Source organism: Streptomyces sp. NPDC093109 (genome assembly GCF_040701725.1).
GTDB lineage: Bacteria > Actinomycetota > Actinomycetes > Streptomycetales > Streptomycetaceae > Streptomyces.
Genome location: NZ_JBFBEZ010000033.1, coordinates 66,647 through 89,586 on the forward strand (window position 1 = coordinate 66,647; position 22,940 = coordinate 89,586).

General features: G+C 68.2%; 22 protein-coding genes. 10 read left to right on the forward strand and 12 right to left on the reverse strand.

Features of this window, described 5'->3' with window-relative positions; translation table 11 throughout:
• Positions 1-70 precede the first annotated feature (70 nt).
• The 8 genes from AB0389_RS27535 to AB0389_RS27570 all read left to right on the forward strand — a co-directional run bounded on the left by AB0389_RS27535 (position 71) and on the right by AB0389_RS27570 (position 10,835).
• The gene (locus AB0389_RS27535) at positions 71-1,405 is read left to right on the forward strand and encodes a histidine kinase (RefSeq protein ID WP_366398185.1); all 1,335 of its coding nucleotides are present in this window, start codon (positions 71-73) and stop codon (positions 1,403-1,405) included.
• Positions 1,402-2,100 carry a response regulator transcription factor gene (locus tag AB0389_RS27540; RefSeq protein ID WP_366398186.1) on the forward strand — a complete coding sequence of 233 codons (699 nt, stop codon included), beginning with the start codon at positions 1,402-1,404 and terminating at the stop codon, positions 2,098-2,100. The genes AB0389_RS27535 and AB0389_RS27540 overlap by 4 nt, the downstream gene beginning before the upstream one ends.
• A 446-nt stretch (positions 2,101-2,546) precedes the next feature.
• Complete coding sequence (locus AB0389_RS27545) at positions 2,547-4,772, forward strand: LuxR C-terminal-related transcriptional regulator (protein WP_366398187.1); 2,226 nt, start codon at positions 2,547-2,549, stop codon at positions 4,770-4,772.
• A 216-nt stretch (positions 4,773-4,988) separates the two neighbouring features.
• Positions 4,989-6,446, forward strand: coding sequence for an aldehyde dehydrogenase family protein (locus AB0389_RS27550; protein ID WP_366398188.1), 1,458 nt, complete (start codon positions 4,989-4,991; stop codon positions 6,444-6,446).
• Between the two features lie 14 nt (positions 6,447-6,460).
• Positions 6,461-7,930, forward strand: coding sequence for an APC family permease (locus AB0389_RS27555; protein ID WP_366398189.1), 1,470 nt, complete (start codon positions 6,461-6,463; stop codon positions 7,928-7,930).
• A gap of 41 nt (positions 7,931-7,971) precedes the next feature.
• Positions 7,972-8,328: a cupin domain-containing protein gene (locus AB0389_RS27560; protein ID WP_366398190.1), complete on the forward strand. Its 357-nt coding sequence runs from the start codon at positions 7,972-7,974 to the stop codon at positions 8,326-8,328.
• Complete coding sequence (locus tag AB0389_RS27565) at positions 8,325-9,611, forward strand: NAD(P)/FAD-dependent oxidoreductase (RefSeq protein WP_366398191.1); 1,287 nt, start codon at positions 8,325-8,327, stop codon at positions 9,609-9,611. The genes AB0389_RS27560 and AB0389_RS27565 overlap by 4 nt, the downstream gene beginning before the upstream one ends.
• A gap of 147 nt (positions 9,612-9,758) precedes the next feature.
• Positions 9,759-10,835 (forward strand): LuxR C-terminal-related transcriptional regulator, encoded by a 1,077-nt coding sequence (locus AB0389_RS27570; RefSeq protein ID WP_366398192.1) that lies wholly within the window; start codon positions 9,759-9,761, stop codon positions 10,833-10,835.
• Between the two features lie 115 nt (positions 10,836-10,950).
• Here AB0389_RS27570 and AB0389_RS27575 read toward each other — a convergent pair whose 3' ends face one another.
• From AB0389_RS27575 to AB0389_RS27630, 12 genes are read right to left on the reverse strand one after another with little or no spacing between them, the layout of a single operon-like run.
• A complete protein-coding gene (locus AB0389_RS27575; protein WP_366398193.1) occupies positions 10,951-11,742 on the reverse strand; it encodes an SDR family NAD(P)-dependent oxidoreductase in 792 nt (263 codons plus the stop codon).
• Positions 11,739-12,044 carry a hypothetical protein gene (locus AB0389_RS27580; protein ID WP_366398194.1) on the reverse strand — a complete coding sequence of 102 codons (306 nt, stop codon included), beginning with the start codon at positions 12,042-12,044 and terminating at the stop codon, positions 11,739-11,741. Before AB0389_RS27580 ends, AB0389_RS27575 begins: the two co-directional genes overlap by 4 nt.
• Positions 12,044-12,562 carry a 3-phenylpropionate/cinnamic acid dioxygenase subunit beta gene (locus AB0389_RS27585; protein WP_366398195.1) on the reverse strand — a complete coding sequence of 173 codons (519 nt, stop codon included), beginning with the start codon at positions 12,560-12,562 and terminating at the stop codon, positions 12,044-12,046. Before AB0389_RS27585 ends, AB0389_RS27580 begins: the two co-directional genes overlap by 1 nt.
• Positions 12,562-13,878, reverse strand: a complete 1,317-nt coding sequence (locus AB0389_RS27590; protein ID WP_366398196.1) for an aromatic ring-hydroxylating dioxygenase subunit alpha — start codon at positions 13,876-13,878, stop codon at positions 12,562-12,564. Before AB0389_RS27590 ends, AB0389_RS27585 begins: the two co-directional genes overlap by 1 nt.
• A 3-nt stretch (positions 13,879-13,881) precedes the next feature.
• The gene (locus AB0389_RS27595; protein WP_366398197.1) at positions 13,882-14,919 is read right to left on the reverse strand and encodes a dihydrodipicolinate synthase family protein; all 1,038 of its coding nucleotides are present in this window, start codon (positions 14,917-14,919) and stop codon (positions 13,882-13,884) included.
• Positions 14,920-14,956: 37 nt separating this feature from the next.
• Complete coding sequence (locus AB0389_RS27600) at positions 14,957-15,799, reverse strand: hypothetical protein (protein ID WP_366398198.1); 843 nt, start codon at positions 15,797-15,799, stop codon at positions 14,957-14,959.
• Positions 15,796-16,050, reverse strand: coding sequence for a hypothetical protein (locus tag AB0389_RS27605; RefSeq protein WP_366398199.1), 255 nt, complete (start codon positions 16,048-16,050; stop codon positions 15,796-15,798). The genes AB0389_RS27600 and AB0389_RS27605 overlap by 4 nt, the downstream gene beginning before the upstream one ends.
• A gap of 21 nt (positions 16,051-16,071) precedes the next feature.
• A complete protein-coding gene (locus tag AB0389_RS27610) occupies positions 16,072-17,238 on the reverse strand; it encodes an alpha/beta fold hydrolase (RefSeq protein WP_366398200.1) in 1,167 nt (388 codons plus the stop codon).
• A 24-nt stretch (positions 17,239-17,262) separates the two neighbouring features.
• Positions 17,263-18,456, reverse strand: a complete 1,194-nt coding sequence (locus AB0389_RS27615; RefSeq protein ID WP_366398201.1) for an FAD-dependent oxidoreductase — start codon at positions 18,454-18,456, stop codon at positions 17,263-17,265.
• A complete protein-coding gene (locus tag AB0389_RS27620) occupies positions 18,453-18,659 on the reverse strand; it encodes a ferredoxin (protein ID WP_366398202.1) in 207 nt (68 codons plus the stop codon). The genes AB0389_RS27615 and AB0389_RS27620 overlap by 4 nt, the downstream gene beginning before the upstream one ends.
• Positions 18,660-18,689: 30 nt before the next feature.
• Positions 18,690-19,889, reverse strand: a complete 1,200-nt coding sequence (locus tag AB0389_RS27625) for an amidohydrolase family protein (protein WP_366398203.1) — start codon at positions 19,887-19,889, stop codon at positions 18,690-18,692.
• Positions 19,886-20,467 carry an amino acid synthesis family protein gene (locus tag AB0389_RS27630; protein ID WP_366398204.1) on the reverse strand — a complete coding sequence of 194 codons (582 nt, stop codon included), beginning with the start codon at positions 20,465-20,467 and terminating at the stop codon, positions 19,886-19,888. Before AB0389_RS27630 ends, AB0389_RS27625 begins: the two co-directional genes overlap by 4 nt.
• A gap of 432 nt (positions 20,468-20,899) precedes the next feature.
• On the opposite strand from AB0389_RS27630, the gene AB0389_RS27635 reads away from it, so the two are divergent.
• Together AB0389_RS27635 and AB0389_RS27640 are read left to right on the forward strand one after the other, a co-directional pair.
• On the forward strand, positions 20,900-21,706 hold the full coding sequence (locus AB0389_RS27635) for an SDR family oxidoreductase (protein ID WP_366398205.1): 807 nt from the start codon (positions 20,900-20,902) through the stop codon (positions 21,704-21,706).
• 36 nt (positions 21,707-21,742) lie between these two features.
• Positions 21,743-22,627, forward strand: coding sequence for a helix-turn-helix transcriptional regulator (locus AB0389_RS27640; RefSeq protein ID WP_366398212.1), 885 nt, complete (start codon positions 21,743-21,745; stop codon positions 22,625-22,627).
• Positions 22,628-22,940 lie beyond the last annotated feature (313 nt).

Below are 22,940 nucleotides of genomic sequence, written 5' to 3' on the forward strand. Positions count from 1 at the left end.
CCCCGTGACGCCCGTCAGGACGATGTGGGGAATCAGGTCCCGGCCGTAGCGTGAGGTGGTGCATCGGCTGATGGAGACTCTGCCCCGCTTACGGCGGGGCCACCCGTGGCTGACGGACGTCCTGCTGGTCGTGCTGGTGGCGATGCCGCCGGTGATCCGCCCGGAGCCGGGCTGGCGTCCGGTCTGGGTACAGGCGGGCCTGTACGTCGCTCTGGTGCTGCCCCTGTTGTGGCGCCGCCGCCGGCCGGTGCTCGTCGCGGCCCTGGTGACGGCGGCGTTCTGGGCGCAGTTCCTCGGGCAGGTGTGGGGACAGGAACCGGGACGCGGCGCCGTCGCCCTGGCCGCTGTCCTGGCCACTCTCACGGTACGTGGCCTGCGCCGGGCTGCCGCGGCGACGGTGGTCTGTGCTGCCGGCTGCGTTCTGCTGTGGACTTCCGCGTGGCAGCGGGACTACGGGGGCCCGGGCGCCCGGGGTGCCTGGCTCACTCCGCTCGCGGTGGGGCTTCTCCTGGCCGGGGCCTGGGTGTTCGGCGAGTACATCCGTGCCCGGCGCGCTTATATCGCCGAGTTCGAGCGGCGTGCCGCGCTCGCCGAGTCGGAACGCCTCGCCCTGGCCCGGGTCGCCGTCTCCGAGGAGCGGGCGCGCATCGCCCGCGAGATCCACGACGTCCTCGCGCACAGCGTGAGCGTGATGGTGCTGAACGCCGAGGGTGGCAGGCTGATGCGGCAGGTCGACCCCGCCGTTGTCGACCGCACCCTCGGCATCATCAGCGCGACCGGGCGTGAGGCCCTGGGTGAACTGCGCCGGCTGCTGGAGGTGCTGCGCACCCCCGACGCGGACGCCTCGGCCGGCGGCTCCAGCACAGGCACAGGCACAGGCACCGACACCGGATCCGGTCCCGATGGGGCCACCACGCGCCTCTCGGCGGATCTGCGGCGGCTGGTCGGACGCCTCAACACGAGCGGCAGGCGCGCCCTGCTGGACCTTCGCGGCGAGCGGGACGGCCTTCCGGCGGATCTCACCCTGCAGACGTACCGCATCGTGCAGGAGGCGCTCACCAACGTGGTCAAGCACGGCCCGCCGGACGCCACGATCCACGTACGGGTCGACACCGGGAGGCGGGGGCCCGGACGGCTGGTCCGCGTCACAGTGGAGAACTCGGCCGGAGCGGGAGACGGAGCGGGAGCCGAAGCGGAAGCCGCAGCCGGAGCCGGAGCGGCAGCCGCAGCGGCGGCCGAGCGTCCCGCCCCGCTGCTCCCGTCCGGTCGCGGACTCACCGGCATGCGCGAGCGCACCGCCCTGTACGGCGGGAGTATCGACGCCGGGCCCACACCCGACGGCGGCTACCGGCTCGCTGCCACCCTTCGCCCTGCCGGGCCCGAACCCACCACGGCGACCCGATGACCGGCCCGGCACCGACCCCGGCTCGCAACGCGTCACCGTCCCGGGTGCTGATCTGCGACGACCAGGAGCTGATCCGGATGGGGCTGCGCATGGTCGTTGACAGTCAGCCCGATCTCACTGTGGTGGGCGAGGCCGCCGACGGCGACGCGGCGATCGCGGGCGTGGCCGCCCTGGAGCCGGACCTCGTCCTGATGGACGTGCGCATGCCGGGTCTGGACGGGCTCGCCGCGACCGAACAGCTCTGCGCGCGACCCCATGGGCCCCGGATCCTCGTCGTCACCACCTTCGACCTCGACGAGTACGCCTACGCCGCCCTGCGTGCCGGCGCGAACGGTTTCCTCGTCAAGGACGCCCCCGCCGAGGAGATCCTGGTGACCGTCCGTGCGGTGCTGCGAGGCGAGGTCATGGTGGCGCCCTCGCTGACCCGGCGCCTGGTCGAACGCTTCGTACTGCACGCCCCCGCGTCCACACCCGCCCAGCGCAGCCGCTTGGCGGCTCTCACCGAACGGGAACGGGAAGTCCTCGCCCTGGTCGCCCGGGGACTGGCCAACGGCGAGATCGCGGACCGACTCTTCGTCGGGGAGACGACGGTCAAGACCCACCTCGGCCGGATCCTGGCCAAACTCGGCCTCCGGGACCGTATCCACGCGGTGATCTTCGCCTACGAGAGCGGGCTGGTACGGGTCGGGGACTGAGAGGCAACGGGCATCCCGCCCGGTACCCCGGCAACGTTCTCGGCGTGCTGCGCGATCCCGGCGCCACGCCGACCAGCGCCACCCTGCGCCGATGGTGAGGGAAGGCAGCACAGACACTCACACCGGTTCGATCAGCACACCGACCCGGGCGTCGATCTCGTGGATGTCGGCCTCGGAGAACCCTTCGCATCGAATCGGCCGGATGCCATCATGGGACATGCAACGGGAACACTCGTCTGAGCGTCGGCGCACTCCCCTGACGTCAAGGGGTGCATTGACCGGCGCGGACACCCCCGGCACCCGGCCCGAGACACCCAACGTATCGGGCGGGATGTGGTGGAGACACGAGGACTGAATTGATCGATGCCGGCGTCGGGTCACGTCCTGTCCGCTATGCCACGACTTTTGTCGGCAGGGAGCGGGAGGGGGAGACGCTCCGCCACGCGGTGCAGGCCAGTCGTTTTGTCGGGCTGATCGGACCGGGCGGCGTGGGCAAGTCGCGGCTGATCGCCGAGGTCGCTCAGGAGTGGGCCGGGCAGTACGACAACGGCGTCTTCGTCGCCGATATCTCCGAGGTGCGTGAGCCCAAGGAGCTGTGCTCCGCCATCGCCGCCGCCGTGGGGATGCGGGAGAACGCGTCCGTGCCTCTGAAACACATCGTGGAAGGCCTTCGGCAGCTTGAGGCCGTGATCGTGCTGGACGGTGGCGAGCTGCTCGGGGCGGACGGTGTGGCCACGGTTCAGGAACTGCTGCAAGCCGGCGACGGCACGAGGTTCGTCGCCACGAGTCGACGCGCTATCTACGTCGACGGGGGCACACTCATGACCCTCGCGCCCCTGCCGGTTCCGCCCATGAACGCGTGGACGACGAATGAAGGCGCGGTGGGCTACGGATCTGTCCAGCTCTTCGCGGAACGTGCCCGACTCGTACGACCCGACTTCGCGGTGACAGAGCACAACGCCGAAGCCGTGGCCGCACTGTGCCGAAGCCTCGACGGACTTCCGCTGGCCATCGAACTGGCGGCCTCATGGGTGCGGGCCCTGTCGGTGGAGCAGATCAACGACCGCATGCAGGGCAGCCCGTACTTTCCACGGGCCGGTACGCGGAACGTCGCTCCGCGCCACCGCGAACTGCGTTCCCTGACGGCCGGCACCTACGCACTGTGCTCGGAGCCGGAGCAGCTCCTGTGGCGCCGACTCACCATATTCGATGATACGTTCGATTTGGCTGCCGTCGAAGCGGTGTGCGGAGCTACTCCCCTCGACGACGTCGATCTTCTCGATGTCCTCGTCTCCCTGGTCGACCAGTCCGTGGTCATGGTCGACGACAACACCGACCCCAGTCGTTACAGACTGCTGCGCGTCACACGTGACTACGGGAGCGAGAAACTCGACAACGCGGACGACCGTCAGCGGCTGGCCGATCGGCGCATGGAGCACTACGAACACGTGCTGAGGCGGTTCACCCACGATCTTCCGGGCCCGGGCCAGTTCCGCCGCCTCGACCAGCTCCAGCTCGACTACCCCAACGTCATAGCGGCCATCGACCACGCTCTCGCGACCTCACAGAGCGCGATCGCCCTACGGATGGCGGGCGACCTGTGGAATTTCTGGTTCGTCAGCGGTCGCCTGACCGAAGGCACGGATGTCCTGCGACGCGTTCTGGCCGCCCCCCATGAAGACTCGGACGGGGCCGACCGCTCGCGTACGCGGTACGTACTGGCCTACCTGTACGTACTGCGGGACGAACTGCGCCTGGCGGAGCGGCTGCTGAACACCGACAGGTCCGACAACCGGTCAGCAGAGGACGGGCTCGGCGAAGGGCTCGGTCTGCAGGTCGCCGGCATGGTCGAGATGGCGTACGGCCGACTGGACGCTTCCCGGGAACGGCTCGACCATGCGCTGGCGGTCTACGAACGGCTGGACGGCGCGCGGGCCCGGCTGCTGTTCATGGACGCGAGCGGAGTGGCCGTACTGCTGGCCGCGCTGTCCGGGGACTCCGCCCAGGCCGTCGCCCTCGGGCAGCGTGGCCTCGCCGCCTGCGACGACTGCGAGGACGTGATGTGGCGCGACTACATCGACTACGCGCTCGGCGTGAACGCGTGGATGCAGAGCGACCTGCGGAGCGCACGGCGGTCGGCGCTCTCGGTACTGCGCTCGTCTCACGACCAGCTCTTGCTCACCCACTGCGTCGAGCTGCTCGCATGGTGCGATTCCCGCGGTGGCCGGCATCAGGCCGCGGCCCGGCTGTTCGGGGTCGCCGACCGGATGTGGAGCGTGCTCGGCGGCTATTTCTCCGGTTTCCGGTTCGTCTCGGAGCACCGGGAACGATGTCTGAGCGACAGTCGCGGCGCGCTGGGCGAGCAGGCGTTCGGTGAGGCCTACGCCGGCGGTGGACGGCTCAGCCGGGACGAACTGCTGGAAGCGGCGTCGGAGGAAGGCCTCGCCCGGCCCCGTAGAGAAGCCACGACACCGTTGACGGCTCGGGAACTGGAGGTCGCCCACCTCCTGACGGAGGGAATGAGCAACCGAGAGATCGCGCGCACGCTTGCCGTCTCGCCCAGGACGGCGGAAAGCCACGTCGACCACATCCTGACGAAGCTTGGGCTGGTCAACCGTACCCAGGTCGCCACCTGGATGCTCTGTGCCGACCGCGAGGGCCGGCCGGGATGAGAGACCGGCGTGCGGCGGCGGACGGTACTCGGCCAACGTGTCCTCCAGCACAACTTCTCCCGTCTTCGGTGCGAAGGATCCGTACCGCGCCTCCGTAGTCCGCAGGCCCGTCTCCGTAGTTCTACTGAAGTCAACCGCTGATGCCAGTGCCACGATCGCCCCACACCGGTCAAGCCGGACCTCTGTGAGTCCGGTCACCCTAATCGGAGGCGACTGATGGACGCGGTGCAGTTGGCACAGCAGTACATAGCAGGCAGTTGGCGGGACGGGTCCAGCGAAAAGAGACTCGTCGACCTCAATCCCTACAGTGGTGACCCGATCTGCGACTTCGCGGTGGCGACCCGGGAGGACGTCGACCAGGCGTACCGGTCCGCGGCGGCGGCACAGCAGTCGTGGAGCAAACAGAACGCTTACGCGCAGCGGGCGGTCTTCGAGAACGCCGCCCGCATCGTGCGGGAGCGAGCCGACGAGATCACCGAGCTGATCGTCGCCGAGGTGGGGGGAACCCGGCTCAAGGCGGCTTTCGAGATCGGACTCGTGATCGACTCTCTCAAGGAGGCGTCGACGCTTCCCCTGCGTATGGAGGGACGCATCCTCGCCTCCCCGGTCGAGGACACGGAGAACTTCGTGTTCCGCAAGCCGGTCGGCGTGGTGGGCGTGATCAGCCCGTTCAACTTCCCGTTCTTCCTGTCGATGAAGTGTGTGGCGCCGTCCCTGGCCACCGGCAACGGAGTGGTCCTCAAGCCGCACGAGGAGACACCGATCACCGGCGGCACTCTGCTCGCCTCGATCTTCGAGCAGGCGGGCCTGCCGAGTGGTCTCCTCAATGTCACCGTCACCGAGATCCCGGTGATCGGCGACTACTTCCTGGAACACCCCGTGCCCCGGGTCCTGGCCTTCACCGGGTCCACGGCCGTCGGCCGCCATGTCGGCGAGGTGGCGGCCCGCCACTTCAAGAAGGCCATTCTGGAGCTGGGTGGCAACAGCGCCTTCATCGTGTGTGACGACGCCGACCTCGACTACGCCGTCGACGCGGCCGTGTTCAGCCGCTTCACCCATCAGGGCCAGATCTGTATGTCGGCCAACCGCGTCCTCCTGCACTCCTCCATCGCGGCGGAGTTCAAGCAGCGTTTCCTCACGAAGGTGTCCGAACTGAGGACCGGCGACCCCGCCGCTCCCGACACGATCGTCGGTCCGCTGATCAACGCTCGCGCCGTGGCCACGCTGGAGCAGAAGGTCGACGCGGCGGTCGACTGCGGAGCGACCGCGTTGCTGCGGGGTTCCGCCCAGGGCAACGTGTTCGCCCCGACCGTGCTGGAGGGCGTCGACGCCTCGGCGGACATCGCTCGGGGGGAACTGTTCGGGCCCGTGGTGCTGCTGCTGGAGTTCACCACGGACGACGAGGCGATAGCCATCGCCAACGACAGCGACTTCGGGCTCAGTGGCGCCGTCCACACCCGGGACATCGCCCGCGGGATGCGCATCGCCCGACAGGTGGAGACCGGCATGATCCACATCAACGACGCCACCATCGCCGACGAACCGATCGTGCCGTTCGGCGGGGAGAAGCAGTCCGGGATCGGCCGGCTCAACGGCCCGGCGAGCATCGACGAACTCACGACCCTTCAGTGGGTCTCGGTCAACCACGGCCGCCGGATCTACCCCTACCAGTGAGCCGGGACACCACCGTGAGCAGCAACGCCGCATCGCCCGGGCCCCCTGCCCAGCACACCGCTCTGCGAACCGGCTCGCTCGGCGTCACCGCGATCGTCTTCTTCGTGGTCGCCACCGTCGGTCCCATGTCCGCCCTCATCGGCGGGATCCCTCTCGCCTTCGCTCTCGGTCCTGGAGCGGGCGTTCCCGGCCTGTTCCTGTTCGTCGCCGCGCTGCTGATCCTCTTCTCGGTCGGCTACACAGCGATGAGTAGACATGTCGTCGACGCCGGCGGGTTCTACGTCTACATCGGGTCCGCCTTCGGCCGCCGGGCACAGCAGGCCGCGGGGCTGGTGGCCCTCTTCAGCTACCACACCATGGTCCTCGCCCTGTGGGCACTGCTGTCGCTCACCACCTCCGCGTTCGTCCACGAAGCCACCGGCTGGAACGTCTCCTGGATCGCCGTGATGCTCACGGGTCTCGTCCTGGTCGGCGTCCTCGGACGTCGGGACGTCAACCTCAGCGCGGGAGTGCTCGGCATCCTCATGCTGGCCGAGGTCGCCGTAATCGCCGTCATGGACGTGGCCGTCATCTTCCAGACCCCCGCCGGCGGTTTCACCTCCGCCCCGTTCCAGCTGAGCCACATCTTCCACGGAGACTTCGGGGCCGGGTTCATGTTCTGCGTCGTGGTCTTCATCGGCTTCGAAGCGACCGCGATCTACAGCGAGGAGGCCAAGGATCCTCGTCGCACCATCCCACGTGCCGCCTACGTGGCAGTCGGTGTCATCGCGGTGTTCCACATCATCTCCTCGTGGGTGCTGGTGCTGGCGTACGGCACCGCGCACGTGCAGAACGCGGCACTCAGCGACATGACGAACTTCGTCTACACGGTCGCGGACAACAGCCTCGGAGGCGGTTTCGTCGTCGTCATGAAGGTCCTGTTCGTCACCAGCACGTTCGCCGCCTGCCTGGGCATCCACAACGCAGTCTCCCGGTACCAGTTCTCGCTGGCACGGGAGGGCCTCCTCCCCCGAAAGCTGGCGCGGACCCACCCGAAGTGGAAGTCACCCCACAACTCCAGCCTGACGCAGACCGTGATCGCGATACTCGCCATCCTCGCCTGCTACTTCGCGGGAGTCACTCCGACCACGGTCTTCGCCCTGCTGCTGGCCGTGGGAACGTTCGGGCTGATCACGCTCATGGGGGTGCTGTGTGTCGCGGTCATGTACTTCTTCGGCCGTGACCACCGCGGGGAGAACTGGTGGGTTCGGCTGGTGGCCCCGCTGATCGCCGGGGCGGGCTTCGGCACGGTGACCGTGTTCCTGCTCAGGAACTGGAGCGTCCAGACCGGTTCCACCACCTGGTTCGCCAACTCCCTGCCCTGGATCGTCCCGGTCCTGGCCGTGGCCGGGTTCATGCTGCCCGGCCGGTCCACCCGCGAAGCCACGGGCCCCTCGAGCGGTGCTGAGGGCCTGTCAGAAGACCGGAAGGCCGAGGCACGGTGACGGGCCGGCCGACTCTGGAGCACGACCGAAAGGATCTCCCCGTGGAAGCCAAGCACATCGTCGTGGACACCGCCCAACTGGAGGACGGATACGTCCCGTTCCTCGTCGAGGGACGCCGGACCGGGGAGCTCTCCGAAGTCCGCGGCCGTGAGGATGTCCGTACGGGCGTCTTCCGTGTGGCCGAGGGCGCGTACCCGGACCGCACCGCGGTGCCCTACCTCTTCGACTCCGACGAGTACGTCTGGATCATCGAGGGCGAGGTCCACGTCAAGACCAACGAGGAGGAGCTGGTACTGCGGGCCGGCGACTCCGCCTTCTTCCCGCGTGGAAGCGAGTCCACCTGGACGTTCCACGCCCCCTTCCGCAAGTTCTCGGTGGAGATCGGAGTGGTCCGGTGAGTTCTCGATACGACGTCGCGGTCATCGGCGGTGGGTTCGCCGGTCTGGCCGCCGCCCGGGAAGCCTCCCAGCTGGGGCGGTCCGTGATCCTCATCGAGGCGCTCGACAGGCTGGGGGGACGGACCTGGACCGACGACCGCCTCGGCACCCGGATAGAGATGGGTGGCACCGACATTCACTGGCTGCAGCCCCACGTGTGGTCGGAGGTGTCACGTTACGGCCTGGAGATCGAGGAGTTCGCCCCACCGGAGCAGCTGCTCTTCCTCGACGACGGCACCGTCACCGAGGGTTCGGAGGACGAGATCTTCGGCCTCCTCGACAAGGGCATGCAGGCCCTGGCCGAGGCCGCCCGAAAAGCCTACCCCCGCCCGCAGGACCCGCTCTTCTCCCCCGCCGCCCTCGATTTCGACAAGCTGAGCCTCGGCGACTTCCTCGACCGGGTGGAGATGAGCCGGCAGGAGAGGGCCATGGTGTCCTCGTTCTGGTCGGCCGCCTGCCAGGCGCCGCTCGGCGAAGCGGGCCTGACCCTCGCACTCCGCTGGCTGGCGCTGGCCGGCTGGGACTGGCAGGTCATGCTGGACGTCATCTCCCGCTACAAGATCACCGGCGGGACGGGGCTGCTGATCGACGGCATCGTCTCCGACACCAGAGCCGATTTCAGAATGTCCACGACCGCCCGCCGGGTAACCGAGACGTCCTCGGGCGCGGAGATCGAACTCTCCGACGGGTCCACGGTGGCGGCGGGTGCGGTGGTGTGCGCCGTGCCGGTGAACGTCCTGTCGCAGATCGAGTTCTCGCCCGAGCGGCCACAGGTCACCGCCGTCGCCGAGGCCGGGCAGATCTCCGCGGGCCTGAAGGTCCTCTGCCGCATCAGGGGGGACAGGGCTCCGTACATGGCGTTCGCGCCGGAGGGACATCCCTTCGTACTGCTTCAGTACGACCGCCCTCATGGCGACGACCACATCGCTGTCGCCTTCGGCCCGGACGCCACCGCGGTGAATGGCCATTCCCCCGCCGAAGTGCAGCGAGTACTGCGCGCATGGCTGCCCGACCTCGAAGTACTGGAGGTCGCCACGCACAGCTGGACCACCGACCCGATGTTCCGCGGCACCTGGGCCGTACCCGCGCCGGGACAGTTGCAGCAGCAGCTCGATCTCATCGGGGACCGAACGGGGCGGATCCTGTTCGCCGGAGCCGACCTGGCCAGCGGCAGTTACGCCTTGATCGACGGTGCGATCCACACCGGCATCAGGTCCGGCCGCGACGCGGCAACTCTGACGTGACCGACAGGCCCTGACCGGCAGGACCGTACTGCCGGACTGTCAGGTGACCGGACGCGTGCGGTGGGGCGGCAGCGCCCCACCCTCGTGTCCGGTCCGTGGTCGTTGCCACCAGACGCCTCATTCGTGCTTCCACCGTCCGGAGCCATCATGAGTACCACCAGCCCGAGCCCTCACAGCACCGAGCGGTTCGCCTTCGCGATGCAGTCGGCCCTCACCCGGAGCGAGGTCGTCGACGCCTACCTCACCCATGCGCGCACCGTGATCCCGGCCAGTGCCGTCGGCCTGTACCGGCTCGACGAGCAGTCCCGGCGGGTTCTGGACGTGCACGCCGTCACCTCGGACCAGTTCCTGGACGCCTACGAGGCGTACGGCAGGAACGACGATCCGGTCCTGAGCCGAGTGATGGAGGAAAGGACGCCACTGGACTCGTCACGTCTGCCCGGCAACCAGTGGGACCGCAGTGGAGCCCGTCAGGCTCTGGCGGTGGCCCGGTACGCCCACTCGCTCCTGGCCCCGGTCATGTCGGGCACGATGTTCTTCGGCACGATCAATTTCGCCCGCGGCACATCCCAGGAGCCCTTCTCACATGCCGACTTGAGCGGTGCCCAGCGCATCGCCGAACACGTCGGACGGGCTATGGAACGCGCCCTGCGTTTCGAAGCGACGGCACAGCGCACCGCTCTGATCGAGAACGCCTTCGACCATCTGGACTACCCGGTCATCATCACCGATCTCGGCGGCCGAGTGTTGTTCTTCAACCGTGCCGCTCGACGTGAATGGCCCGTACCGCTGGGCCCCGACGGCAGTCTGCCCATCGCCGACGGGCTGGCACGGGCCATCATGGACGCCACCGAGCGGTTCGCCCACGACGGCAAGAAGGTGGTGAGCCGAACGGTCTCCATGGCAGGTGGGAAAAGCGTCGTCGCGAAAACCGTACGGCTGGCGGGTGGCACGCCTGCCGCGGCAACCGTGCTCTTCGAGCACTCCGGGCGGCAGTCCGAAGGCCGGCTGCCGGACTGGCAGGTTCTGAGCAACCGGGAGAAGGACATCGCGCGGCTCGTGAGCGAGGGCCTGACGACGAAACAGATCGCGGAACGCGCCTTCGTCTCCGAGAACACGGTCAAACAGCACCTCAAGCGTATCTACGCCAAGACGGACGTCACCAACCGTGCCGGGCTGATCCAGCTGATCTGGGCCTCGACGCACGGCCCCGAAGGTCGGTGACTCCCCACTCCGCGGACACAGCAGGGCGGGTGGAGGCCTTAAGGTCTCCACCCGCCCTGCTCTTCGGCCCACCCCGGCCTCCCCGTCAGGGAACCGCGCCCGGTGCCGGTGCGCGCTATCGCAGAGCGCGCCCGCCGTCGCTGTTGATGACTGTGCCGGTCACCACCCGGGAGGCTCCCGGATCGGCGAGGTATACGTAGGCCCCGGCGTGGTCGGCCGGTGAGGGTGTCACCCCGAGCATGGTGCCCGCGGCGATCCGCTCGTCCCTGCCGGTGACCGAACCGACCGACGACTCGCTCTCCCCGAGTGCGGCGAGGCCGGAGAAACCCGTGCCGCTGGTGCCGCCGGGAGCCACTCCGTTGACACGGACGGACGGAGCCAGGTCGGCCGCCAGGTGCTGTACGGCCCCCCGAAGGGCCCACTTGGAGCTTCCGTACAGCACGCCGCCGCCCACTGGATGGAACGCCGACTCCGACAGGGTCAGGGTGACGGAGCCGCCGGCCTCGTGGAGTGCCGGCCAGGCGATCCGGACGGCGACGAGCGTGGCCAGGACGTTCACCCGCCAGATCTCCTCGGCCGCCTTGACGAGCTCGTCCACGGACAGCTCGCGCAGCGAGGCGTAGTGGTCGAACACGCCTACGCAGCAGGTGAGATGGTCGAGCCCGCCGGTCGTGCTGATGGCCTGCGACAGCGCTTGGTAGAGCACGGCAGGAGCAGTCGCATCTCCGACGACCACCTCCAGCGGTCTGCCCCTGGCCTCCCGTCGGAGCGCTTCAGCGTGCCGCTCCGACCGTTCGACCACGGTGACGACCGCGCCCTCCTCCACGTAGGCGATCGCGGCGCCCTTGCCGATGCCGGCGCCGCCTCCGACAACGAGAACACGCATCCCTTCCAGGCGCCCGCTCATGGTGCGGGCCTCCTGGCCAGCATCTCGGTGATGAAGTCGGGCTCCTGGAAGCTGAGGCAGTCCAGGGCCACGGCGTCCAGCAGAACGCGGGTGCCCCGGCGGGGCGACCAGATGTCCAGGCGCATGCCGTTCCTGGTCGCCACCTTGCGGATGACCACGTCCGCGAACTCGTTCGCGATGATGACCGGCCCGTCGTTTCCCGGCCCTTCGGGGTAGTGGGACTCTTCTCCGATGTCCGGGCGTTCGATGTTCGGCGTGTGGCTCGACGTGTCCACCATGGCCTCCTGATCAGTGCGGGGCACTAGACGAAGATGGACAGGTTGTGCGCGTTGATCAGCGCCTGATCGAACGCCGCCCACCTGCGCGCGAGCCGCCATCCGTCGGCTTCCCTGCGGACGGTGTCCTTCCTGGACAGCGAGTAGAAACTGGGCGTCGGACTGTCTCCTCGGCTCCGGTAGATGAAGCAGTTGGAGTGCACGAGGTACTCGTCCGGCAGGTCCGTGGCATCGACGATCACGTTGGTGACGTAGTGACGGGTGCGGGAGGGCGGCTGCTCGGCCCAGGCGAAATCGGTCTCCAGCCGCCGCACGCGTACTTCGAGCGTCTGCCGGTCGTCGTCGAAGATGCGCGAGGTGGGGGCCAGTTCCCAGTCGGCCTGGGCCTCACGGGTCACTCTGACCGGCACCTCGTAGGTGATGTCGTCGGTGAGCATGGCCAGCCAGTCGCGGAACCGCCGCTCGTCGAGGGCGAGCGCCTCGCGGTACAGGAACTCCTGGATCTCGGCCACCGTGGTGCGGTTCACGGGAATGCGGTCGCCCATCACGCCTCCCCTGCCAGGTAGTCGCCCCAGCGGGTCCACAGGTTCCGGAAATTGGTGTCGTTGACGTAGGGCGTGACGACATGGCCGGGACCGGCGAACTCGGGGTCGGGCTCACTCCGCATGCCCATGACGTAGGGAAAGTCGAGGTCCTTGACCATGGTCGCCCCGGCGGACTGGGTGACCTTGGTCCAGTTCTCGAAGTCGTCCTGCTCGAAGGTCCCGGCCTGTCCGAAGGCCAGGGTGTAGGCGCGGTACGCCTCCGCCTTGTACTCCTCCGAGGCGTTCCTGGGCACGAGGCACCAGGAGTACATCTCCATGCGTCCGGGGCCGGCCGGGTGGTAGAGACGCATGGTGACGAAGCGGACTCCCGGCTCGCCTGGCACCAGGCTGAAGGGCTGCATGAGGAAGGAGAGGTTCGGGAAGACCGTGCCGACAGCCGTGCGGGTCTTGGCGAAGACCTCGACCTGCTCGGGCGTCAGCGTCTGTTTCATCTCCTCGACCAGTTCGCCGGGAAACCCGCCGAAGGCCGGGAAGCCGGGGCTGTGCCCCAGCCCGATGCCGTGCCCCTTGCCGGGAACACTGGCGGCCCAGCCCTGGCTGTGCGTGGACCCGGATGAGGGGAAGTAGCCCAGGTTGAAGCCCCACTGATGGGCCACAGGGGTGTGGTAGCCGTCGCCGGCGAAGTTCTCGGCGCAGATCTTCCAGTCCGTGTCGGCGACCCAGTGGTCCGGCGGCCCATGCACCTCGACGCCGCCGAAGCCGTGCTTGAGGTAGAGGTCGAGGTAGAAGCGGAAGTCGCCGAGGTACTCGTCGAGCGTGGAGGCCCGGGGATCGAGCGTCCCGAAGACGAGGCCCTCGTAGCTGTCGACGCGAACGCCGACCAACCCCCAGTCCTTGCGCTTGAGTTGGCCCTCGTAGCCCTCCTTCATGTAGGGCACTCCGATGAGTTCGCCCGAGTTCTTGTACGTCCACCCGTGGTACGAGCACCGGAAGTGCGAGGCGTTGCCCATCTCGGACTTGCACATCACGTTGCCGCGGTGCCGGCACATGTTCAAGCTGGCGTGGATCTCGCCGTGCTCGTCCCGGGCGACGATGAGGTTGTTGTTGCCGATCTTGCGGGTGACGTAGTCACCGGGTGCCGGAATCTCGCTCTCGTGCGCGAGGAAGCACCACGCCTTGGAGAACAGGCGTTCCTGCTCTAGGTCGTACACGGCCTGGTCGTTGAACGCCCGGGCGGGGAACCGGCCGGCGGTGATCCCCACCCGGGTGTTCTCAACCCAGGCATCCAGCTGCTGCTGCTCCGCCTGTGGTGTCATCGGTCATCCCTGGTGCTTCGGCGTACGCGGCCCGAACCGCTTCTCGATCTCGGTCTTGACCTGCGCGTAACGCTCGACGTGCTGGCCCGTCGTCCGGACGTGTACGTCGGGGACGAGGTCCTCGGTGTAGGGCGGACGGCACTTGCCGACATTGATGTAGCCGGCGCCGTTCACCCGGATCTTCTCGAGCGGGATGTTGTACTTGGCGAACTCCATGAAGTCCTGGCCCACCAGGAAGGGCTCGTGGGCCCAGCGCAGCCGCTCGGTCAGCCAGCGGGCGTCGTCGGTGCGGCCCTGCTGGAGCGCGTCGCGCAGCTCCAGGACCGGGCCGGGACCCATGGCCGTGGTGGAGGACCAGGCCATGCCGACGAGCTCCTCGCCGTACAGCTCCCAGGCCGGGAACCAGTCCGTCTCGATCGCCATCAGCGGGAAGCTGGTGCCGGTGTGGGCCATGTCGTTGTGGTAGCGGAAGCCGACGGAGGCGCCTCCGGCGTACTTGACGGCGACGACCTGCGGCAGCTCGACGAGGGTCTTGTACACACTCCGGGGGATGATCCCGCGGAAGGCCGCGGTGTTGTCGTACACGACGATGGCGAGTTCCGGCACCGCGCCGGCCACGTCGCGGTAGAAGCGGTCCATCACCGGGGCGACCATCTCGCCCCACATGGGACGGCCCAGCAGTGTGCCGGTGACACCGAGGTCGGCCAGGAACTTCATCCGGGACACCGTGTCCCGGGTGTTGAGCGTGGTGGCTCCGATGAAGAGGGGAAAGTCGGGGTCGATGGCCCGGGCGGTCTCGGCCGCGCAGGCGGCGAAGGCCTTCCACTCCTCCAGGGTGAGGGTCGCCATCTCGCCGAGCGTGCCGTTGAGGGCGATGGCGTCGACGCCGTCACGGATCAGGGCACCGATCATGCGCTCGGTCTCCTGAAGGTCGACCGTGTCGATGGCGTCGACGCGCTCGGCGCCCGGCAGTGCGGGGGTGGGCGGGTAGGCCATCACACCCCGCATGTCGCGACCGGTGACCTTGGGCAGCTTGCTCATGGGGTTTCTCCTTGAAGAGAGGGGTGGGAACGGTGTCTCACAGCCGGGCGGCTGCGACCGCGGTGCCCGTGAGCCACTCGGGCACGGGTTCGTAGGCCAGGACGTCGAAGCCGGTTCCGGCGGCACCCGCCGCCGCCAGCCAGGTACGGATCTCGTGCGCTCCGTTGCCGGCCGCGTCGATGGTGTCCTGGGTGTAGTCCGTCAGGCGCCCGGGGTCTCCGGACTCGAGGCGGGCGATGAAGTCGCGGTCGAACTCCTCGTTGATGGAGCCGGATTCCGGCAGGCCCACCCAGTGCGAGAGGCCTCCGGTCGCCAGTACCACGACCCGCGGGGCGAAGCTCTGGGCCTCGACCGCGTCCCGGATCATCCGGCCCAGGTCGTAGCACCGCTTGGGGGTGGGCCAGGGCGGATTGACTCCGTTGACGATGACCGGCACGAGCGGGTACTTCGAGTCCGGGTCGAGATGCTTGAGCGGGACACAGAAGTTCTCGTCGAACTCCAGACCGCCTTCGACCAGGGCCGGGTCGAACTCCGCCCCCAGAGCGTGGGCGTACAGGTGGCGGCCCAGATCCGCGTGACCGGCGTACTGGTGCTGTTCGACGTTGAGGAAGGCGGCCATTTCCGCGGTGGTCGGTCCCAGGTAGGACTTGGCCATGGCGATCGCGAAGGCCGGCAGGTTGCCGAGGCCGAAGTTGGTGAAGTGCTCCACCGAGACAGCGATGACGGCGTCGGGCCGCAGCTCTTCGATCCGCGTGCGCACCTCGGCATAGGCGCCTTCCACAGTGGCGCGGACATCGGTGGGAACCCGTTCGGGCCAGCCGGTGATGCCCGGTGAGTGGGAGGCGGCGAAGACCCCCACGATGCGTCCGTTACCGCTCATCGTTGCGTCTCCCCTCGAATCTGGGCGTAGTACTGGGCTCGGTCGACCTGGAGCTGAATGGCGCAGAAGTAGAGCAGGTAGGGGTTGATGCCGCTCTCGTACAGGGCCTTGAAGTCGAGGTCCTTCATCCACTGCCGGTATGTGTCCTCGATGCCGTAGGAGTCGAGGACGGCGTCGGGGTCGGCCCGGTAAGCCTTCTTCACCTCTGGATCGCGGCGGATGTCCCAGAGGAGCTGGTGGATCTCGTACACGACGTCGCCTCCGGGGTGTGCTCAGGCGCTCGCGCGGCCGGCGTCGAGCTTGTGGAGGAACCAGTCCGCCACGCGGGCGGTGGCCACGGAGAAGTAGTCGTAGCTGCAGTGCAGCGAACCGGCGCCGTCGTAGATGTCGACGGTGACGTCCTTGGTGGTCAGGGCCTCGACGAAGCGGCGGGCGCCGGCGATGTCCATGATGATGTCGTCGGTACCGTGCATGACGTACACGGGGATGGACAGCTTGTCGGCGACGCCGTCGAGGGTGAAGGCGGCCAGCTTCTCCCGGGCCTCGGCGTCGTCCTTGGAGCCCGACAGCCACTGCAACTGCTGCTGGAGCGGCGGGTAGAACTCGTAGAAGTCCGTGAGGATGCTCCATGTGCCGCACCAGGCGGCTACGGCCTTGATGCGGGGTTCGAAGGCGGCGGCTCGCGGGGCGTAGTAGCCGCCGAAGCTGACGCCCGCCACGCCGATGCGGTCGGCGTCGACGTCGTCACGCTGCTGGAGGAAGTCGAGGACGGCGGCGACGGGGACTTCGTAGTCGGGGCGGCTGAACAGCTTCTTGAAGCGCAGCGAGCTGCCGCGGCCGGGGGTGTCGACCATGACCACGTTCATGTCACGGGAGGGGAACTCGGTCCCGCCCATGAAGTAGAGCTCTTCGGCCCAGGAGTCGGCGCCGCCGAGGAACAGGACGGTGGGCCGGCGCTTCCCGGAGTTGTCGGGGCGCACGATGTAGCCGTCCATGGTGATGCCCTCGAAGGGCACCCTGATGCGCTCGACGAGACCGTCGGAGAGCTCGACGGCGCGCTGGAAGTTCTTGGTGCCACTGAGGTACGCGAGTTCACGGCGCGGGTCTTCGGAGTTGAGGAAGAACTCCGAGTGACGCCAGTAGCCGCAGGAGCGCATGAACGCCCGGCGCGCGGTGGTGATGTTGCCCTCGGCGAGAGCGGCTTCGGCCGCGGCGGCGACCTCCTGTGCGGTGCGGCTCCATTCCTTCTGCCACACTTCGCCGTCGGTGGTGGTACGGCCGATGCGGGCGGCCGTACGGGCACACTCGAACAGGTCGGAGCCGCCGACGGCGACCTGGGCCAGGAGACGCATGGTCTGCAGTGACCAGTCCTCGTCCTGGGGGAAGAGTTCGATGGTGGAGAGGGCGTCGCGGTTGGCGGCGACAGACGACTGGGTCATCGGGCTTCCTTCGCAGAGGATGGGTCAGGACGTTGTGGTAGCCGGGGTGGTACCGGTGATCTCGCGGAAGTCCGCGCGCTCCGCGATGGCAGCGCGCAGAGTGGCCAGTTGTCGGGGGGCGTTGACGCAGACCGCTCCGCGGATGGTGCCGTCGCGTCCGTAGGCGGCCACGAGCGACTTCTCGTCCCGGCGCAGTACGGCGATGTCGTCCTCCGGGGAGACCCGTCCGACGCAGCGCAGCTTCGCTTCGAACTGGTCGGTCCAGAAGTAGGGGACGGACTCGAAGGGGGCGCGCTCGCCCAGCAGCGTTCCCGCCGCGTGCCCGCCCTGTTCGACGGCGTTGGTCCAGTGCTCGACGCGCATGGTCTCGTCGAAGGCCTTGTTGTGCCAGCGTGCGATGTCCCCCGCCGCGACCACGCCCGGGACACCGGTGGACAGGTCCGGCTCGCAGCGCACACCGTCGGCGAAGCCGACCGCCGAACCCGTCAGCCAGGCCGTGGCCGGTATGCCGCCGACACCCACGAGGAGCGTGTCGGCGGTCAGGGTCTCCCCCGTGTCGAGCACCACGTGGGCGCGGTCGCCGGCCGCACGCAGTGAGTCGACCCCGGTGGAACAGAGGATCCGGACTCCGTGACGCTCATGCAGATCGGCGTACCAGACCCCGACCTGTTCTCCGAACCGGTACATGGGGGTCGGCATGACGTCGACGACGGTGACATCCAGGCCGAGGGTGCGAGCCGTGGCCGCTGTCTCCAGGCCGATGAACCCGGCGCCGATCACTACCAGGTGACCGCCACGCCGCAGTGCCTGACGCAGCAGTCGCGCATCGTCGTAGGTTCTGAGGGTGTGCGCGGTCGGCATGGACAGGGTCATGGGCATCCGGCGCGATATCGATCCGGTGGCGATGACCAGACCGTCGTAGGCGATGGACGTCTCGGAACCGAGCCAGAGCCGGCGATCACGGGTGTCGAGGGCGGTGGCCGCCTCTCCGAGTTGCAGTGTGACGCCTCTCTCGTCGAACCACTCCCTCTCCCGCAGGCGCAGCGCCGGTTCGCTCAGCCCTGCGGCAAGAGCGTCCTTGGACAGCGGGGGCCGGGTGTAGGGAAGCCGGTCCTCCGCACCGACGAGGACGATGTCCCCTCGGAAACCGCGCTCCCGTAGAGAGTCGATGGCGCTGACTCCGGCCAGGGAGGCTCCGACGACCACGACACGGTTCATGCCGGGCCCTCCACGCGTATGGCCTGGGCCGGGCAGCAGCGTGCCGAGGCCTCGGCGTGGGCACGCAGGGCGTCGTGGGGGTTCTCCAGCCGCAGCACGGCGGTGTTGTTGTCCTCGTCGAAGTCCCAGAGTTCGGGCGCTTCGATCAGACAGTTGGCGTACCCCTGGCACTTGGCCGATTCGAAGATGACGTGGAGGGACATGACACGCTCCCTGATTGCTTGTGATGCGGCCTAGTGGCCGGCGGCGGACAGGTGCGGCATCGGCGGGGTGACGTCGACGAGGCGGGCGGCACGCGGTGTGTTGCGGCTGGTCAGGTTACGAAGGACGCCTTGGGTGACGACCGCCGTGATACCGGGGATGTCGCCGATGGCGAGGGCCCCGATCGCGTCGGAGGCGGTGGATCCCCAGGGGGCGTCCATGACCACCAGGTCGGCTGCCGCTCCGGGGGCGATGAATCCCGCGGGCAGGTCCCACGTCCGGGCGTTGTTGCCGGTGGCCGCGGCCCATATCCGTGCGGGATCGATACCGGAGAGCGAGGAGAGCTCTGCCACGGTCTTGATGACGCCCAGCGGCATCACACCGGTACCGGTCGGGGTGTCCGAGCCGATGACGATGCGATCGAAACGGCCTTCCTCGTGGCACTTGCGAATGATGCGGACCGCCGACCGGAGATTGCCCGCCTGTACGAGCTGCAACGCCATCGACGTCTCTTCGATAATCTTGTCGACGCCCTCGACCGGCAGTGAGGTCGGGCCGCCGTTCACATGCCCGCACACGTCGGGAGCGAGGTGGAGCAGGTGGTCAGGCGTGATCGGCTTGCTTCCGGGGATGCTGGCGCCGCCGGAGTGGCACATCACGGTGATGCCGTGCGCCTGGGCCGAGCGCACCTGGTCGTAGCCGTCGGCGGGGTCCTCGTACAGTCCGAACCCGAACTTGGCCAGCCGCACGCCGGCCTTCTCCAGGTCGGCGAAGTCGTCGTCGGTCAGGGTGGGTTCCAGCACCACGGAACCGGCGTGAACGGTCATGCCGCCGGGGTGGAAGTTCCTGAAGCAGGACATCGCGGCGATGGCGAGCGCCTTGACGCCCGTGGCGTCGTGCGGGCGGCCCTGGGCGTGGATCTCGCCCGGGGACACCACGCTGGTGATGCCGCCGTGCACGTAACTGGCGAGGAAGTCCACCGTCTTCTGCCGCGGTGTGTAGTCCCCCAGGACGACGTGACAGTGCGAGTCGATGAGACCGGGGGCGACGGTCGATCCGTTCGCGTCGATCACCACCTCGGCGGTCTCGACGAGTCCGGCGAGATCGTCGCGCCGGCCGACCGCGACAATCACCCCGTGCTCACTGACCACGGTGTCCGCGTCGGCGATCAGCGGACTGCGGTGGTCACCGGAGAACACCGTGCCGGCGCCGACGACGGCGAGGGTGCTCATGACGTCACCCGCGCCTGCGCCTCGGCCTTCGTCAGCCCGCCCACACGCGCGTTGATCCGCCCGCGGTTGGCGACCACCGCGATGATCACCAGTTCGTCGGGGTGCGGAGCGTCGGGGATGTGCACCGTCATGGCGTCGTAGTGGCTGCGTACCCAGATCTCGTCCTTGAAGGCGAGCGGTACGTCGATCGTGGCATCCGTGCCGGAGGACTTGGTGACGGACGTGATCCAGGCCTCGCCACCGCCGATCGCCTTGCGCAGGGCGTTGCCGAACGTCGAGGTGACGGCGGCATTGATGTGCTCCTGCTCACCGGAGGTGCCGACCAGGCCGCCCTTCCCGTAGCTCTCCGGAGCCGAGCCGAGCAGGCGGACCGCTTCCTCCCCGAGGTAGGTACCGATCTCGTCCGAGCCCTCGACGATCCGGGAGAGGTCGGCGACGTATCCCTGCCCCGCGAAGGGGTTACGGACCACCGCGCACACCGCCACCTTGCGCAGCGGGCCGCCCTCGTCGCCTTCGCCCGCCACGGACCGGATCTCTTCGATCTGGGCGAATGTCTTCCGAACAATCAGGCCGCTCACGCTGACTCCTTCGTCCTGGACCCCGCGGTTCATCTCGCCGGGGTGACACCAAGAACGGTATGAACGGCGACCGCCCGTCCGCTGTCCCTGAACGGGTGTATTCGCCGCAGCGGTGCGCAGATCCAGAGAGCCGTGGCCGCCCGCCGGGACGGCAGCTTCCTGCCGCAGAACGGAAGGATCCGACGGGCCTGGAGCGTCGCCGGCATCTCCTTCGTTTCTGGGTGAACCATCCACGGGCATCAAGCCGGGGTGATCCTGACTCAGCGCACCGGGGAAGGGGGTTCTGACAGTACCTGTATCACAAGGGTCTCCCCGAAATTCCACACGCCTGTCAACCTGGCGGAGTCGAAAACGCCGACACCAATTCAATTCAGCTGCCCGAATAAGCGACCGTGTCGGCGCATTCTTTTACGACAGAAAAGACGGAGACCAATGGCGGAGAACCAGTTCACCACTCACACAGGACTTTTCGACCTGAGGGGAAAGTACGCCCTTGTCACTGGCGGCACCAAAGGTATTGGGATGATGATAGCGCGCGGCCTTCTCCAGGCGGGCGCCCGCGTCGTCATCAGCTCACGCAACGCAGACACGTGCGCGGAGGCACAGCGTCTGCTGTCCGAATTCGGCGACGTGCGAGCAATTCCCGCCGACCTGTCCAGGCACGACGAGTGTCAGCGCCTCGCTGATCTTGTCCAGGCCGACTCGGAACGCCTGGACATCCTTGTCAACAACGCGGGAGCGATGCGGCGCGAGCCGCTGGAGACGTTCCCGGACGAGGCCTGGGATGCCGTGCTCGACCTCAACCTCAAGTCGCCGTTCTGGCTGGTGCAGGCACTGCTCCCGGCACTTCGCAAGGCGGGCACCGCCGATGATCCCGCACGGATCATCAACATCGGCAGCATCGCCGCCATCCACGTCGCCCCGTCGCCCAACTACTCGTACGCCAGCAGCAAAGCGGCACTCCATCAACTCACCAGGGTACTTGCCAGGGAGCTGGGCCCACAGCACATCACGGTGAACGCGGTAGCACCGGGAGTGTTCCCGTCGCAGATGATGGCGTCCACGCTCGATGCCATCGGCGACACGATCGCGGCGTCGGCCCCTCTGCGCCGGCTCGGCCGCGCCGACGACATGGCGGGTGCCGCCGTGTTTCTCGCCAGCCGGGCCGGGTCCTACCTCACGGGCGCCATCATCCCGGTGGACGGCGGTACCGCAACGACCGCATCGGGTATCCATTAGAGTGCGGGACGGGCTTACGGTGAGGAGATGACCGCGATGGATCTACGCACCGAGATCCTGGAGTTTCTCAGCTCACGTCGCGCCCGCATCACACCTGAGCAGACGGGCCTGCCCGCTTACGGCGGCAACCGCCGGGTCAAAGGTCTGCGCCGCGAGGAGGTCGCGCTACTGGCGGGGGTATCGGTCGACTACTACGTACGCCTGGAGCGCGGCAGCCTCGCCGGTGCCTCCGACGGCGTGCTCGAGGCGTTGGCCTCTGCCTTGCAGCTCGACGAAGCCGAGCGCGACCACCTGTTCCACCTCGCGCGCCAATCGAGGGCGCCCCGCGGCCCACGCCGGCGCAGGCCCGCCGTGGCGGTGCGCTCGACGCTGCAGCAGGTGCTCGACGCGATCTCCGGTGCGCCGGCCTGGATCGGTAACGGCCGTTATGACGTGCGCGCCATGAACCAACTCGCTCGCGCGCTGTATTCACCGGTGCTGGCTGACCCGCGACGGCCCGCGAACATAGCGCGGTTCGTCTATCTGAACCCCGCGACGGCCAGACATTTCTTTGTCGACTACGACCAGGTTGCCGGTGACGCGGCCGCGAAGCTGCGCATGGCAGCCGGCCGCAATCCGCACGACGAGGAACTGATCGCCCTGGTCGGCGAACTGTCAACGTGCAGTGAGCTGTTTCGGCAGCGGTGGGCATCTCAGGACGTGCGGCTGCACCGGTCCGGCCGCAAGCGTATGCACCATCCGATCGTGGGCCGGCTCGACTTGGACGTCGAATCCCTGGAACTGCCCGCCGAACCCGGCCTGCACCTCAACATCTACACCGCACCCGCGGGCACACCGACCGCTGACAATTTGGCGCTCCTGGCGTCGTGGGCGGCCACCCAACAGACGCTGGCGACCGAGCTCGAAGCACACAACGGATAGTCCAACCCCTTCAGCCGTACCAGGGTCCGCGGTCAGGTGCCGATGGTGTGTCGGCTGGTGTCGACGAAGTCACCGAACGCAGGCTGCTGACCAGGAGCCTGCGGCCCTTCAACGCCCTGATGGACCCGACGGGTCCTGGAGCCGGTGATCGCCGGTGTGACCGCGGGTTCGGAGGGGCGGGCACGGTGTCGACGGTCGGGCCGCCTGTCCATGGGTGAGTGGGGCTGCCGCACGGACAGGCGTGACCGTGGGCCTCAAGCCGTTTCGAGGGAGGGGTAGTCGGTGTAGCCCTCGGCGCCCGGCCCGTAGAACA